General features: G+C 71.7%; 12 protein-coding genes and 2 tRNA genes. 2 read left to right on the top strand and 12 right to left on the bottom strand.

The window, feature by feature from the left end:
- Positions 1-6 precede the first annotated feature (6 nt).
- The 3 genes from IE305_RS12765 to IE305_RS12755 form a co-directional block, all read right to left on the bottom strand.
- On the bottom strand, positions 7-1302 hold the full coding sequence (locus IE305_RS12765) for a sensor histidine kinase (protein ID WP_004939858.1): 1296 nt from the start codon (positions 1300-1302) through the stop codon (positions 7-9).
- A 2-nt stretch (positions 1303-1304) separates the two neighbouring features.
- Positions 1305-1994 (bottom strand): response regulator transcription factor, encoded by a 690-nt coding sequence (locus IE305_RS12760; RefSeq protein ID WP_004939855.1) that lies wholly within the window; start codon positions 1992-1994, stop codon positions 1305-1307.
- 276 nt (positions 1995-2270) lie between these two features.
- A tRNA-Ala gene (locus IE305_RS12755) sits at positions 2271-2343 on the bottom strand.
- A gap of 117 nt (positions 2344-2460) precedes the next feature.
- Between IE305_RS12755 and IE305_RS12750 the strand changes: the two genes are divergently transcribed.
- Positions 2461-3006, top strand: coding sequence for a helix-turn-helix domain-containing protein (locus IE305_RS12750; RefSeq protein WP_190129654.1), 546 nt, complete (start codon positions 2461-2463; stop codon positions 3004-3006).
- Positions 3007-3053: 47 nt separating this feature from the next.
- Entirely contained in the window at positions 3054-4205 is a 1152-nt protein-coding gene (locus IE305_RS12745) for a serine/threonine-protein kinase (protein ID WP_190129653.1), read from the top strand.
- A gap of 115 nt (positions 4206-4320) precedes the next feature.
- Here IE305_RS12745 and IE305_RS32970 read toward each other — a convergent pair whose 3' ends face one another.
- From IE305_RS32970 to dnaN, 9 genes are all read right to left on the bottom strand, one after another.
- Complete coding sequence (locus IE305_RS32970) at positions 4321-4455, bottom strand: DLW-39 family protein (protein WP_229890884.1); 135 nt, start codon at positions 4453-4455, stop codon at positions 4321-4323.
- 144 nt (positions 4456-4599) lie between these two features.
- Positions 4600-4673, bottom strand: a tRNA-Ile gene (locus IE305_RS12735).
- 74 nt (positions 4674-4747) lie between these two features.
- Positions 4748-5374, bottom strand: coding sequence for a DUF3566 domain-containing protein (locus tag IE305_RS12730; protein ID WP_190129873.1), 627 nt, complete (start codon positions 5372-5374; stop codon positions 4748-4750).
- Positions 5375-5812: 438 nt separating this feature from the next.
- Complete coding sequence (gene gyrA / locus IE305_RS12725) at positions 5813-8449, bottom strand: DNA gyrase subunit A (protein ID WP_190129652.1); 2637 nt, start codon at positions 8447-8449, stop codon at positions 5813-5815.
- Between the two features lie 50 nt (positions 8450-8499).
- Entirely contained in the window at positions 8500-10545 is a 2046-nt protein-coding gene (gene gyrB / locus IE305_RS12720) for a DNA topoisomerase (ATP-hydrolyzing) subunit B (RefSeq protein ID WP_190129651.1), read from the bottom strand.
- Positions 10546-10935: 390 nt separating this feature from the next.
- Positions 10936-11442, bottom strand: a complete 507-nt coding sequence (locus IE305_RS12715) for a DciA family protein (protein WP_190129650.1) — start codon at positions 11440-11442, stop codon at positions 10936-10938.
- Complete coding sequence (gene recF / locus IE305_RS12710; RefSeq protein WP_190129649.1) at positions 11439-12563, bottom strand: DNA replication/repair protein RecF; 1125 nt, start codon at positions 12561-12563, stop codon at positions 11439-11441. Before recF ends, IE305_RS12715 begins: the two co-directional genes overlap by 4 nt.
- 70 nt (positions 12564-12633) lie before the next feature.
- Entirely contained in the window at positions 12634-13509 is an 876-nt protein-coding gene (gnd, locus tag IE305_RS12705) for a phosphogluconate dehydrogenase (NAD(+)-dependent, decarboxylating) (RefSeq protein WP_190129648.1), read from the bottom strand.
- A 140-nt stretch (positions 13510-13649) separates the two neighbouring features.
- Positions 13650-14780 (bottom strand): DNA polymerase III subunit beta, encoded by a 1131-nt coding sequence (dnaN, locus tag IE305_RS12700; RefSeq protein ID WP_190129647.1) that lies wholly within the window; start codon positions 14778-14780, stop codon positions 13650-13652.
- Between the last annotated feature and the right edge of the window lie 2 nt (positions 14781-14782).

Raw genomic sequence — 14782 nt, 5'->3', positions numbered from 1 at the left:
GGCCGGTCACGGCTCCGGCCCTTCCGGCCCGCCGGCGATCAGCCAGGTGAAACAAGGGTGGGGGGACCTCCTCGACACCCTCAGCCGACCGCCCTCGGCCTCCACCAGGGAACGGGCGAGCGCGAGCCCGATTCCATGCCCGCCGCCGTCATCCCGCCGCCGGGCGAAGACGTCCTCGTCATCAGGCAGGCCGGGGCCCTCGTCCTCCACATCCACAGCCACCACTCCGGCGGCGTCCCTGGCCCGTACCGTCACCACGCCCCGGCCATGGACGGCGGCGTTGGACAGCAGGACATCCAGCACCTGCCGGGCCGCGCGCGGTGAGCCGACCGCCTCGGGCAGCCCCTCCTCGACGACGACCCGCAGGGGCCGTCCGGCTGCCGCCAGTTCGCCGTGCCAGCGCCGCTCGGCATCGGCGAGCAGCGCGTTCAGATGCAGCGGCGCCCGCTCCGGCACGTCCCGGGCCAAGGACAGCAGATCGCCCAGTGTGGCCTCCATGGCGGCGAGCGAGTCCAGGGCGGTGCGCGTCGCGTCGCGCGGCCCGGGCGCGCCGGTGGCCGGCGCGCTCTCCAGCTCCAGGCGCGCCCGGGTCAGTGCGGTGCGCAGCTGATGGGAGGCGTCCGCGCTGAAGGCCCGCTCCCGCCCCAGGAGCCGCTCGACGCGTTCGGCAGCGCGGTTGAGGGCGGCGGCCACCTCGTCGGCCTCCGGCAGACCGCAGGCGGCGGCCCGTGCCGCCAGGTCTCCGCTCTCCAGCCGCCGGGCCGTCGCGGCGAGCGCCTCCAGCGGCCGCGCGAGGCGGCGGCTGGACCGCACGGACAGCGCCACCCCCACGCCGACCGCGACCGCCGCCAGTCCCGCCATGCCCGCCCAGGTCAGCGCCGCTCGCCGCAACGGCCCGCGGGCCGGCGACCCGGCCCGCACCACCGCCCGGACCCGCTCCCCGGCCCCCACAGGGACCGCCGTCACCAACCAGTCGCCCAGCTCCCCTGACGAAGTCCTGCCGGTCAGGGCGTCCCGCACGGGACCGTCGCCCCGCACCGGCCCGGAACCGGTGACGAGATGCGCCCTGTCGTCGTACACGGCGACCCGGGTGCCGGGCTCGGCGCGGGGCACCTCCATCGGGTCCCGTGTGTCGTGCACATTCGCCGGCACGTCCACCGTCGTCCGTTCGGCGAGTTCCTGCAGCACACGGACCTCCTCCTGCCGGTACAGCCGGAACACCGCCACGGCCAGCGGAACGGCGAACAGCATCACCGCGCACACCACGGCGACAGTGATCGCCCGGAGGACACGGTGCCGCACGGTCAGTGCCCCGGCGGCGGTTCGAGCCGGTATCCGAAGTGCCGCAGCGTCGTGATCCGCACCCTCTCACCGAGCTTGCGGCGCAACGCGGCCACGTGGACGTCCAAGGTCTTGGTGGCGCCGAACCAGTTCTCGTCCCACACATCACTCATCAGATCTTCCCGGCTGACCGCCTGCCCGACGGAGGCGGCCAGCCGGGCGAGGAGGTCGAACTCCTTCGGCCGCAGCTCCACCTCCCCCACCGGGGTGAGACAGCGCCGGGCGGCGAGATCGATCAGCAGGGCACCGTGGCGGATCCGTACGGCGTCGCCCGCACCGCGACCGCCGGGTGAGGCGCGCCGCAGATGGGCCGCGATCCGTGCCTGGAGCTCGGCGAGCCGGAACGGCTTCGTCAGATAGTCGTCCGCACCCGACTCCAGGGCCTCGACGACGTCCATCTCCCCGGTCCGGGCCGTCAGCACCACCAGCACCGCACCGGGAAGCCGCTCCCGCAGGCGACGGCACAGCTCGAACCCGTCGACGTCCGGCAGCCCCAGGTCCAGCAGCACCAGTTCGGCGGGCTCCCGGGCGGCCCGGGCGAGCGCGGCCGCACCGTCGGGACACCACTCGCTCTCGTACCCCTGGGCGCGCAGCATCGCGGTGAGCCTGTCCCCGATGGTGTCGTCGTCCTCGACGATCACGACGCGTGCCATGTCTTCACGCTAACGGCAGGGCACACGTACGACCTGTCACGCCGGCCGGCCGGACAGCCGCGCCTTCGGACGTCGTACCAGTGGCTCGCCGCGCCCGTTTGCCGGGGACACGGCTCGTCTCCGGCCACGCATCCACGCCGCCGGATACCAGGGGATCCATCTCCGAGCTCCCCCACACACTTTGCACGGCCGTCCGTGCTGACACGTCAACACGGAAAACCGGGACAAAAAGACCCCTCTGACCGCGTTTTCGCAGGTCAGAGGGGTGCAAGAGAGTGGAGCCTAGGGGAGTCGAACCCCTGACATCTGCCATGCAAAGACAGCGCTCTACCAACTGAGCTAAGGCCCCGCTGGGACCAGACTACCCGGTGCCCGGGGTGTTTCCCGACCGGGTATCGCCGCGACCCACCGCTCTCCGTAGGATGCACCGCGAGATTCGCGGCAGCGAAGCGAAGGGGAGAGCGAGATGGACGCAGCACAGCAAGAAGCCACCGCCCGCGCGCGAGAGCTGCAGCGGAGCTGGTACGGGGAGCCGCTGGGGGCGCTGTTCCGCCGTCTCATCGACGACCTCGGCCTCAACCAGGCCCGGCTGGCCTCCGTGCTGGGTCTCTCCGCCCCCATGCTCTCACAGCTGATGAGCGGTCAGCGGGCGAAGATCGGCAACCCGGCCGTCGTCCAGCGCGTCCAGGCGCTCCAGGAGCTGTCCCGGCAGGTCGCCGACGGCACCGTGAGCGCCGCCGAGGCCGCCGAGCGCATGGAGGAGGTCAAGCGCAGCTCGGGCGGGTCCGTCCTCAACTCCACGCAGACCACGGCCAGCAGCGGTGCCCCGACCGTGCGGCGCGTCGTGCGCGAGATCCAGTCGCTGCTGCGCTCGGTGGCCGGCGCCGGCGACATCATCGAGGCCGCCCAGCTGCTCTCCCCCACCCACCCCGAACTGGCCGAGTTCCTCCGCGTGTACGGCGCCGGACGGACCTCGGAGGCCGTGGCGCACTACGAGGCGCACCAGAGCTGAACGCACGCCGGGCGGGGCCGGCGCGGGGCGGGGGTGAGGCGAAGCTCATGGGCGAGGTCTTCGCCGGTCGGTACCAGCTGGTGGATCCGATCGGCCGCGGCGGGGCGGGAGCCGTCTGGCGGACCTGGGACCACCGGCGGCGGCGCTACGTGGCGGCCAAGGTGCTCCAGCAGAGCGACGCCCACACGCTGCTGAGGTTCGTCCGCGAACAGGCGCTGCGCATCGACCACCCCCACGTCCTCGCGCCGATGAACTGGGCGGCCGACGACGACAAGGTGCTGTTCACCATGGAGATGGTGGGCGGCGGCTCGCTGGCCCACCTCATCGGCGACTACGGCCCCCTGCCGCCGCGGTACGTCTGCGTCCTGCTCGACCAGCTGCTGTCCGCCCTCACCGCGGTGCACGCCGAGGGCGTCGTCCACCGCGACATCAAACCCGCCAACCTGCTCCTGGAGGCCACCGGCACCGGCCGGCCGCACTTACGGCTCTCCGATTTCGGCATCGCCATGCGGAAGGGCGAGCCGCGGCTCACGGAGACCAACCTGGTGATGGGGACGCCGGGTTACTTCGCGCCCGAGCAAATGCTGGGCGAGGAACCGGACTTCCCCGCCGACCTCTTCGCCGTCGGCCTCGTGGCGCTCTATCTCCTCACCGGCCGGAAACCCGACGCCGAGGCCCTCGTCGAGCGTTTCACGGAGCAGGGCGTGCCGGGCCCGCCGCAGGAAGTCCCCGCGCCGCTGTGGGACGTCCTCGCGCATCTGCTGCACCCGGACCCGTACGCCCGCTTCCGTACCGCCGCGGGCGCCCGCAAGGCCCTCGCCGCCGCCGTGGAGCTGCTGGCCGAGCCGCCGGCCGACGAGGAGCGCATCGAGGTCTTCGACCAGCTGGGCCCCCTGCCGCCCGGCTACGGCCCGGACGGACCGGAAACGCAGCCGGTGCCGGAAACGAAGCCGGTACCGGAGCCGGAAACGGAGCCGGCGACGCGGCCCGAAACGGAATCCGTACCGCCGCCGCCCGCGGTACCGCCCCTGCCCCCCTTGCCCGCCGTGCCGCCCCCGCCGGCGCAACCGCCGGCCACCCGCCCGTACCCCGCGCCCGTACGCGTCACCGCCCCCGTACGCGTCACCGCGCCCCTCGCCGTGCTGCTGCTGGCGTTGTTGTGCCTGGCCGTGGGCGTGTGGGCGCTGATGGCGGCCTGAGCTCCCGGGCTGATACGTGGTCTGCGTCACAGGGGGCGTTCACTGCCGCAACGCAACAGAGCGGGGCCCCGGCCGTGAACGGCCGGGGCCCCGCTTCGAGACTGTTGTGTGCGAGTCAGGCGTTGGTACCTGCGGGCACGGAGTCGGTCGCCTCCGTCCACAGGTCCTGCTCGGCGCGATCGGCCTGGATCTGCCGGTACACGAGGAGCCCGCCGATGGCGGCCAGTGCGACCAGGAGGAGCTTCTTCACCGCGCGACCTCGTCTTTCCTTAGACGTAAGGGGACCTCTGGTGGCCGATGATACACACCGGCCGATACCGATCGGTGACCTGGACCCCCGGTGACAAAAGCGATCGGCCCGAACGGAATTGTCCGTTCGGGCCGACCGAGGCGGTGGGGCTAACAGGACTTGAACCTGTGGCCTCTTCCTTATCAGGGAAGCGCTCTAACCGTCTGAGCTATAGCCCCTCGCGACACGGAAAACATTAGCGCACGTGGGGCCCAGTCCCAAAATCGTGCCCCGGGCCCCGCGCGCTCGACCGCTACTCGTCCTCCGCGAGCGTGAGCTCCACGCCGCCCACGAACCCGGCGGCGAGGTTGTAGACGAAGGCGCCCAGGGTGGCCAGGGCGGTGGCCAGCACCACGTCGATGACGGCGATGACGGACGTGAAGAGCAGCACGTGCGGCAGCGACAGGAACGACTCCAGGTCGAAGCCGCCGCCCTCGCTGGAGCTGGTGGCGTCGCTGACCGTGCCGCCGATGGCGGAGAAGACGCCCATGGCGTCCATGACCAGCCACAGCACGGTGGCGGCCACGATGGTGCACACGCCCAGCGCCACGGACAGCAGGAAGCTGACCTTCATCACCGACCAGGGGTCGGCCTTGGCCACGCGCAGCCGGGCGGTACGGCTCCGGGCGGCGGGTGCCGCCGGGCGGGGCGCGGCGGGGCGCTGCCGGGCGTCCTGGCCGCCCGGCACGTCGTCGACGGGGCGGGCGGGGGCCGGCACCGTCCCGGCGCCCTTGGCGGGCTTCTGGGGGGCCTGCCGAGCGCTCTGGCCGCCCTTCTGGGGGGCCTTCTGCGCGGGGCGCGGGGTGGCCTTGGGGGCCTGCGGCTCCCCGGCCGTCCCCTCGGCGGGCTCCCCGGCAGACTCCCCGGCAGACTTGGTCAGCCTGGCCGGCTCTCCGGCCGGCTCCTTGCCGGTGCCCTTGGCGCCGTCCTCGGCGGCCGGCTTCCCGGTCTGCTTCCCGGCGGCCGGCGCGGCCGGTGCGGCCGTCCGGGGATCCGTCCGGGGGTCGGTCTTCTTGTCCTGCTTCCCGTCCCGCTTGGCGGGACGCGCGCCCTTGGCGGACGCCGTCCGGGCCGCCGACGAGGCGGAACCGGAACCGTCCTCCGGGCGGGAAGCGGAACGGTCGGCCGGAGGCTCGTACGCCTTCGGCGGGTGGTAGGGCTGTGGACCCGTGGTCTCCGTCATGGTTCTCCCCCTGCCTGCGGGCCTGGCACCACCGCCCCGGGAGCCGGCGCCCTGCACGGGCGCCGCGCCGTCGAACGGGCCACGGGCACCGTCCCCGCCCGATGCGGTGACGGTGCCCGTGGCTCGGCTCACGACTTACTCCTCGGTGTCCTCGGCCGGGGGCGCCACGCCCTCGGCCGCCTGCGACCCGTCGACCTCGGCCGCGTCGGCCGACTCGTCGACCTCCTCAGCCTCGCGACCGGCCTCGGCGTTGCGGGCGATGCCCACGACGGCATCGCGCTTGCCCAGGTTGATCAGTTGGACGCCCATGGTGTCACGGCCCGTCTCCCTGACTTCGCTGACCCGGGTCCGGATGACGCCGCCGCCGAGGGTGATCGCCAGGATCTCGTCGCTCTCGTCCACCACCAGGGCCCCGACGAGCGAACCGCGGTCCTCGACGATCTTCGCGGCCTTGATGCCCAGACCGCCACGGCCCTGGACGCGGTACTCGTCGACGTTGGTGCGCTTCGCGTAGCCGCCGTCGGTGGCGGTGAACACGAACGTGCCCGGCCGGACCACGTTCATCGACAGCAGCTCGTCGCCCTCGCGGAAGCTCATGCCCTTCACACCGGACGTCGCACGGCCCATCGGGCGCAGGGCGTCGTCCGAAGCGGTGAAGCGGATCGACTGCGCCTTCTTGCTGATCAGCAGCAGGTCGTCGTCCGCGGACACCAGCTCGGCACCGATCAGCTCGTCCTCGCCGCCGGCCTCCGTCTCGCGGAGGTTGATGGCGATGACGCCGCCGGAGCGCGGCGAGTCGTAGTCCTTCAGCGGGGTCTTCTTCACCAGGCCCGACTTGGTGGCGAGCACCAGGTAGGGCGCGGCCTCGTAGTCGCGGACGGCGAGGATCTGGGCGATCTTCTCGTCCGGCTGGAAGGCCAGCAGGTTGGCCACGTGCTGGCCGCGCGCGTCCCGGCCGGCGTCCGGCAGCTCGTACGCCTTGGCCCGGTAGACGCGGCCCTTGTTGGTGAAGAACAGCAGCCAGTGGTGCGTCGTCGACACGAAGAAGTGGTCGACGATGTCCTCTTCCTTCAGCTTGGTGCCGCGGACGCCCTTGCCACCGCGCTTCTGCGAGCGGTAGTCCTCGATCCGCGTGCGCTTCACATAGCCGCTGCGCGTGATCGTGACGACGATGTCCTCCTCGGCGATCAGGTCCTCCATGGACATGTCGCCGTCGAAGGGCACCAGCTGGGAGCGCCGGTCGTCGCCGAACTTCTCGACGATCTGGGTCAGTTCCTCGCTGATGATCGCGCGCTGCCGCTCCGGCGAGGCCAGGATGGCGTTGTACTCGTCGATCTTCGCCTGGAGGTCGTCGTGCTCGGCGACGATCTTCTGCCGCTCCAGGGCGGCCAGGCGGCGCAGCTGCATCTCGAGGATGGCGTTGGCCTGGATCTCGTCGATCTCCAGCAGGCCCATCAGGCCGCTGCGCGCGACGTCGACGGTGTCGCTGCGCCGGATGAGGGCGATGACCTCGTCGATCGCGTCGAGCGCCTTGAGCAGGCCGCGCAGGATGTGGGCGCGCTCCTCGGCCTTGCGCAGCCGGAAGCGGGTGCGCCGGACGATGACCTCGATCTGGTGGGTGACCCAGTTGCGGATGAAGGCGTCCAGCGACAGGGTCCGGGGCACGCCGTCGACCAGCGCGAGCATGTTCGCGCCGAAGTTGGTCTGGAGGTCGGTGTGCTTGTAGAGGTTGTTGAGGACGACCTTGGCGACCGCGTCCCGCTTGAGGACGATCACCAGGCGCTGGCCGGTGCGCGAGGAGGTCTCGTCGCGGACGTCGGCGATGCCGCCGATCCGGCCGTCCTTCACCAGGTCGGCGATCTTCTGCGCGAGGTTGTCCGGGTTGACCTGGTAGGGCAGCTCGGTGACCACCAGGCACTGGCGGTTCTGGATCTCCTCGACCTCGACCACGGCGCGCATGGTGATCGAGCCGCGGCCCGTGCGGTACGCCTCCTCGATGCCCTTGCGGCCGACCACGAGGGCGCCGGTCGGGAAGTCGGGGCCCTTGATGCGCTCGACGAGCGCGTCGAGCAGCTCCTCGGGGGTGGCCTCGGGGTTGGCCAGGTACCACTGGGCGCCCTCGGCGACCTCACGCAGGTTGTGCGGCGGGATGTTGGTCGCCATGCCGACCGCGATGCCGGCCGAGCCGTTGACCAGCAGGTTCGGGAAGCGCGACGGCAGGACCGTGGGCTCCTGGTTGCGGCCGTCGTAGTTGTCCTGGAAGTCGACGGTCTCCTCGTCGATGTCCCGGACCATCTCCATCGACAGCGGCGCCATCTTGCACTCGGTGTACCGCATGGCGGCGGCCGGGTCGTTGCCCGGCGAACCGAAGTTGCCGTTGGAGTCCACCAGCGGCATCCGCATGGCCCACGGCTGGGCCAGGCGGACGAGGGCGTCGTAGATGGAGGCGTCGCCGTGCGGGTGGTACGTACCCATGACGTCACCGACGACGCGCGCGCACTTGTAGAAGCCGCGCTCGGGGCGGTAGCCGCCGTCGTACATGGCGTACAGCACGCGGCGGTGCACCGGCTTGAGGCCGTCGCGGACGTCGGGCAGCGCACGCGAGACGATGACGCTCATCGCGTAGTCGAGGTACGAGCGCTGCATCTCCGTCTCGAGCCCGACGGGCTCGACGCGCATGCCGACACCCGCCAGCGGGGCCGGGGCGCCCTCGGGGGTGACCTCGGGGACGGGTGCGGAGGGGGTCTCGGGGGTCGGGGTCTCGTCGGCCATTGCTGTTCAAAGTCCTTTCGCGCTGCGGCTGTTTCTCGTGGCCGACAGGCTCAGATGTCGAGGAAGCGGACGTCCTTGGCGTTGCGCTGGATGAAGGAGCGCCGGGCCTCGACGTCCTCGCCCATGAGCACCGAGAACAGGTCGTCCGCCTGCGCGGCGTCGTCCAGGGTGACCTGGCCGAGCACGCGGTGGTCGACGTCCATGGTGGTGACGCGCAGCTCCTCGGCGTTCATCTCGCCCAGACCCTTGAAGCGCTGGACCGAGTCGTCCTTGATCCGCTTGCCGTTCTCCCGGCCGAGCTGGATCAGGGCGTCGCGCTCGCGGTCGGAGTAGGCGTACTCGAAGTCGTCCTTGCCCCACTTGATCTTGTAGAGCGGCGGGCGCGACAGGTAGACGTGCCCGGCCTCGACCAGCGGCCGCATGAAGCGGAAGAGGAAGGTGAGCAGCAGGGTGTTGATGTGCTGGCCGTCGACGTCGGCGTCCGCCATCAGAATGATCTTGTGGTAGCGGAGCTTCGCGATGTCGAAGTCCTCGTGCACACCGGTGCCGAAGGCGGAGATCAGCGCCTGGATCTCCTGGTTCTGCAGGATCTTGTCGACCCGGGCCTTCTCCACGTTGAGGATCTTGCCTCGGATGGGCAGGATCGCCTGGTACTGCGGGTTCCGGCCGGACTTGGCCGAGCCGCCGGCGGAGTCGCCCTCGACGATGAAGATCTCGCACTTGGCCGGGTCGTTCGACTGGCAGTCGGCCAGCTTGCCCGGCAGCGACGCCGTCTCCAGCAGCCCCTTGCGGCGCGTCAGGTCGCGCGCCTTGCGGGCCGCGACGCGCGCGGTGGCCGCCTGGATGGCCTTGCGGATGATGTCCGCGGCCTCGTTGGGGTTGCGGTCCAGCCAGTCGGTGAGCTCCTCGTAGACCGCCTTCTGCACGAAGGTCTTCGCCTCCGTGTTGCCCAGCTTGGTCTTCGTCTGGCCCTCGAACTGCGGCTCGCTCAGCTTGACCGAGATGATCGCGGTCAGGCCCTCGCGGATGTCGTCGCCCGTGAGGTTGTCGTCCTTCTCGCGGAGCAGCTTCTTGTCGCGCGCGTACTTGTTGATCAGCGACGTCAGCGCGGCGCGGAAGCCCTCCTCGTGGGTACCGCCCTCATGGGTGTGGATGATGTTCGCGAAGCTGTAGACACCCTCGGTGTACTGGGTGTTCCACTGCATCGCGATCTCGAGGGAGAGCGACCGCTCCTTGTCCTCGGCGTCGAAGGCGATGACCGTGGGGTGGACCAGGTCGCCCTTGCGCGAGTTCAGGTAGCGGACGAAGTCGGAGATGCCGCCCTCGTAGTGGTAGCGGACGGAGAGCGGCTTGCCCTCCTCGTCCACGTGGTCCGGGCGCTCGTCGGTCAGCGACAGGGTCAGGCCCTTGTTGAGGAAGGCCATCTCCTGGAAGCGCCGCGACAGCGTCTCGAAGGAGTACTCGGTGGTCTCGAAGATGTCGCCGTCGGCCCAGAAGGTGACCGAGGTGCCCGTCTCGTCGGTCGCCTCGTTCTGCTGCAGCGGGGCGGTCGGGACGCCGAGCTTGTAGTCCTGGGTCCAGCGGTGGCCGTCGGTCTTGATCTCGACGGCGACGCGCGTGGACAGGGCGTTGACGACGGAGACGCCGACGCCGTGCAGACCACCGGAGACGGCGTAGCCGCCGCCGCCGAACTTGCCGCCCGCGTGCAGCACGGTCAGGACGACCTCGACGGCGGGCTTGCCCTCGGAGGGCACGATGCCGACCGGGATGCCACGGCCGTTGTCGACGACGCGCACGCCGCCGTCCGGCAGGATCGTCACGTCGATGGTGTCCGCGTACCCGGCCAGCGCCTCGTCGACGGAGTTGTCGACGACCTCGTACACCAGGTGGTGCAGGCCGCGCTCGCCGGTGGAACCGATGTACATGCCCGGGCGCTTGCGCACCGCGTCCAGGCCCTCCAGAACGGTGATCGCACTGGCGTCGTACGACGTCCCACCGCCGGCGGCGCCCGGTGCGGCGCCCACCGCCTCGGAGGGGGTGGTGTTCTCGTTGGGGTTGCCGGAATCGGCCACGAAGCGCCCTTTCTGGCACAGCACAGGACCTTCCCTGCTGCGACGGGGATCCCCGGGGCAGGCAGGAGCGGCTGCGTCGTTCGACAAGATCCGCGATTCGCGCGGGATTACTCTCTAGTGTACCGGTGGCGCTGACATGAATGGGGGTTTGGCGGTGCCTGAGTCCGCATGTGCCGCCCTGAACCGGCATCAGCCGACTCCCTATATGCGCCCCCGGGCTCCAAGAGGCTCACAGCGGCACTCAGCGCTTCCGGCTGTCAACCGCCCGCTACCGTGAGCGGGGTCTCACCCTCGGTCGCGCCCCGCACGGACAACGAACGACGGCGGCCGGCCGTCCCCGTCAGGGGTGGCCGACCGCCGTCGTCCGTTCCTCCGGTGCCGTCACAGGGGAGCGGTACGGGCGTCACTCCTGGCTCACCCGTACGTATCCCCGGGGCCGCGGCTGCCCGGCGCACGCAGCGGGCCGAACCGCTGCGCCGGGCCGCCCGGGCCCAGCACCTTGATCAGCTTCACCGTGCCCTGGCCCAGGTCCGCGTTGAGCCGCGCCACCAGCTGCGGCGCCAGCAGCCGCAGCTGCGTCGCCCACGCCGTCGAGTCGCACCGCACCGTCAGCACCCGCGCGTCCTCGTCGTACCGCTCCGGCACGCAGTGCAGCGCCAGGTCCGGCCCCACGATCTGCGGCCAGCGGCCCATCACCCCGCCCACCGCCGCCGGCGTCTCCCAGCCGCGCTCGGTGATCAGGCGGTTGATCGCCGCGCCCAGCGGCATGGGGTCGCGGCCGTCGGCACGCGCCCCCGAGCGCAGGCCCCCGCGCTTCGCCTGCTTCTTCTGCTGCACCGCGGCGCCCCGCGCCCGCGCCTGCTCCTTCGCCGCCCGCAGGGCGACGCGCGCCAGGTCCACACCCGACGGCTGCTCGCTCATACGCGCTCCACCGTGCCCTCCGACACCGCGAACCGCGCCCCGGACAGCGCCGCCGGCACGTCCTCGGCCACCGCCGCCGTCACCAGCACCTGCTCGGCCGGCGCCACCAGCTCCGCCAGCCGCTCCCGGCGCCGCGCGTCCAGCTCCGCGAACACGTCGTCCAGGACGAGCACCGGCTCGTTGCCCTCCGCGCGCAGCAGCTCGTACGAGGCCAGCCGCAGCGCCAGCGCGTACGACCAGGACTCGCCGTGGCTCGCGTACCCCTTCGCCGGCAGCCGGCCCAGGCCCAGCAGCAGGTCGTCGCGGTGCGGGCCGGCCAGCGTCACGCCCCGCTCGATCTCCTGCTTCCGCGCCTCGCCGAGCGCCGCCAGCAGCACCTCGTACAGCTCCTCGCGGCTCCGCACGCCCTCGGCGCCCGCCGGGCCGCGGTAGTCCAGGGCGACCGGGCCGCCGCCGGGCGCCAGCAGCTCGTACGCCTTGTCGGCGAGCGGGCCCAGCGCGTCGATCAGGTCCAGACGGCGCGCGAGCAGCTCCGCGCCGGCGCGCGCGAGGTGCTGGTCCCACACATCGAGCGTGGACAGGTCCATGGACTTGCCCCCGTGCCGGCGCGCCATCGCCGCCGACTTCAGCAGCGTGTTGCGCTGCTTCAGCACGCGCTCGTAGTCCGAGCGCACGCCCGCCATGCGCGGCGCACGCGCCGTGATCAGCTCGTCCAGGAAGCGGCGCCGCTCACCCGGGTCGCCCTTCACCAGCGCCAGGTCCTCCGGCGCGAACAGCACCGTCCGCAGGATGCCCAGCACGTCCCGCGGTCTGACCTGGGACGAGCGGTTGATCCGGGCCCGGTTGGCGCGGCCCGGGTTCAGCTCCAGCTCGATCAGCTGCTGCCGCTCGCCCTGCACCACGGCGGCCCGGACGACGGCCCGGTCCGCGCCCATGCGCACCAGCGGCGCGTCCGAGGACACCCGGTGGCTGCCCAGCGTGGCCAGGTAGCCGACGGCCTCGACCAGGTTGGTCTTGCCCTGTCCGTTGGGGCCCACGAACGCCGTGACGCCCGGGTCGAGGGCGACCTCGGCCCGGGCGTACGAGCGGAAGTCGGCGAGCGACAGATGCGCAACGTGCATGGTGACGCGCCGACCTCCCCCGGCTGCTGCTGTGGTGCTGGTGCGGGCTGCCCTGCGGCAGCCGGCGGAATTACTTGCTCTCGACCGCGTGGCCGCCGAACTGGTTGCGCAGCGCGGCGATCATCTTCATCTGCGGCGAGTCCTCCTGGCGCGACGCGAAGCGCGCGAAGAGGGAGGCGGTGATCGCCGGCAGCGGCACCGCGTTGTCGATGGCGGCCTCGACCGTCCAGCGGCCCTCGCCGGAGTCGGCCGCGTAGCCGCGCAGCCGGTCCAGGTGCTCGTCGTCGTCCAGGGCGCGGACGGCCAGGTCGAGCAGCCAGGAACGGATGACCGTGCCCTCCTGCCAGGAGCGGAAGACCTCGCGGACGTCGGTGACCGACTCCACCGCCTCCAGCAGCTCCCAGCCCTCGGCGAAGGCCTGCATCATCGCGTACTCGATGCCGTTGTGGACCATCTTGGCGAAGTGGCCCGCACCGACCTTGCCCGCGTGGACGGAACCGAAGTCGCCCTCGGGCTTCAGCGCGTCGAAGACCGGCTGCACCTTCGCCACGTGCTCGGCGTCGCCGCCGTACATGAGCGCGTAGCCGTTCTCCAGGCCCCAGACACCACCGGAGACGCCGCAGTCGACGAAGCCGATGCCCTTGGCGGCGAGCTGCTCGGCGTGCTTCTCGTCGTCGGTCCAGCGCGAGTTGCCGCCGTCGACCACGACGTCGCCCGGGGAGAGCAGCTCGGCGAGCTCGTCGATGGTGGACTGGGTGGCGGCACCGGCCGGCACCATGACCCACACGACGCGCGGACCCTGCAGGGAATCCACAAGCTCCTTCAGGCTGTGGACATCCGCCAGGTCGCGGTTGCGGTCGTATCCGATGACGGTGTGGCCGGCGCGGCGGATGCGCTCGCGCATGTTGCCGCCCATCTTGCCGAGACCGACGAGACCGAGCTCCATCAGTGATCCTTCGTGCCGTAGTCGTGCGATGCGTACCGGAGGTACCTCCTCCGAGCCTACGCCCGGGGGGTCCGTGCACAGCTGTGGGCCGGGGGCGCTCATCGGGTGAGCGCGCCCCTTCCGGCCACGGTGCGGCCGGGTCAGCCCGACAGGCGGACCGGCATGATCAGGTACTTGTACGCCTCGTCCGCCTCGGCGTCCACGGCGGGCTTGCCGCTGAGCAGCGCCGGCTTGGTGGGCGTGGTGAAGGAGAGCTGGGCGACCGGCGAGTCGATCGCGGACAGGCCCTCCAGCAGGAAGCCGGGGTTGAACGCGATGGAGATGTCGTCGCCCTCCAGCTGCGCGTCGACCCTTTCCACAGCCTGTGCGTCGTCGCTGGAGCCGGCCTCCAGGATGAGCACGCCCTGCTCGAAGCTGAGCCGGACCGGCGTGTTCCGCTCGGCGACGAGCGACACGCGCTTGACGGCCTCGACGAACGGGGCGGTCTCGATCACGGCCACCGAGTTGAACTCGGTCGGGAAGAGCGTGCGGTACTTCGGCAGGTCGCCCTCGAGCAGGCGGGTGGTCGTACGGCGGCCGGAGCCCTCGAAGCCGATCAGGCCCTCGCCGGCGCCGGAACCGCTCAGGGCCAGCGAGACGCTCTCGCCTCCGCTGAGCGACTTGGCGGTGTCCAGCAGCGTCTTGGCGGGCACCAGGGCGACGGCGGAGGTGTCCGGGGTCTCCGGCTTCCACATGAACTCGCGGACCGCGAAGCGGTAGCGGTCGGTGGAGGCCAGCGTGACGGTGTCGCCCTCGATCTCGATGCGCACACCGGTGAGCACCGGGAGGGTGTCGTCACGGCCGGCGGCGATGGCGACCTGGGCGACGGCGGAGGCGAAGACCTCGGCGGGCACGGTGCCGGTGGTGGTCGGCATCTGCGGCAGCGCCGGGTACTCCTCCACAGGCAGGGTGTGGAGTGTGAATCGCGAGGAGCCGCAGACGACGGTGACGCGCACGCCGTCGGTGGAGATCTCCACAGGCCTGTTGGGGAGCGAGCGGCAGATGTCGGCGAGCAGGCGGCCGGAGACCAGGACGGTGCCGTCCTCCTCCACGTCCGCCTCGACCGACACACGGGCCGAGACCTCGTAGTCGAAGCCGGAGAGGCTGAGCGTGCCGTCCTCCGCCTTCAGCAGCAAACCCGCGAGGACCGGCACCGGCGGACGGGCCGGGAGGCTACGGGCCGCCCAGGCCACTGCCTCCGCGAGTACATCGCGCTCCACCCGGATCTTCACCG

Source organism: Streptomyces mashuensis (genome assembly GCF_014654785.1).
In the GTDB taxonomy this organism is placed as follows: domain Bacteria; phylum Actinomycetota; class Actinomycetes; order Streptomycetales; family Streptomycetaceae; genus Streptomyces; species Streptomyces mashuensis.
Note: the sequence above shows the minus strand (reverse complement) of the source record. Positions and strands in the feature narration are given on the sequence as shown.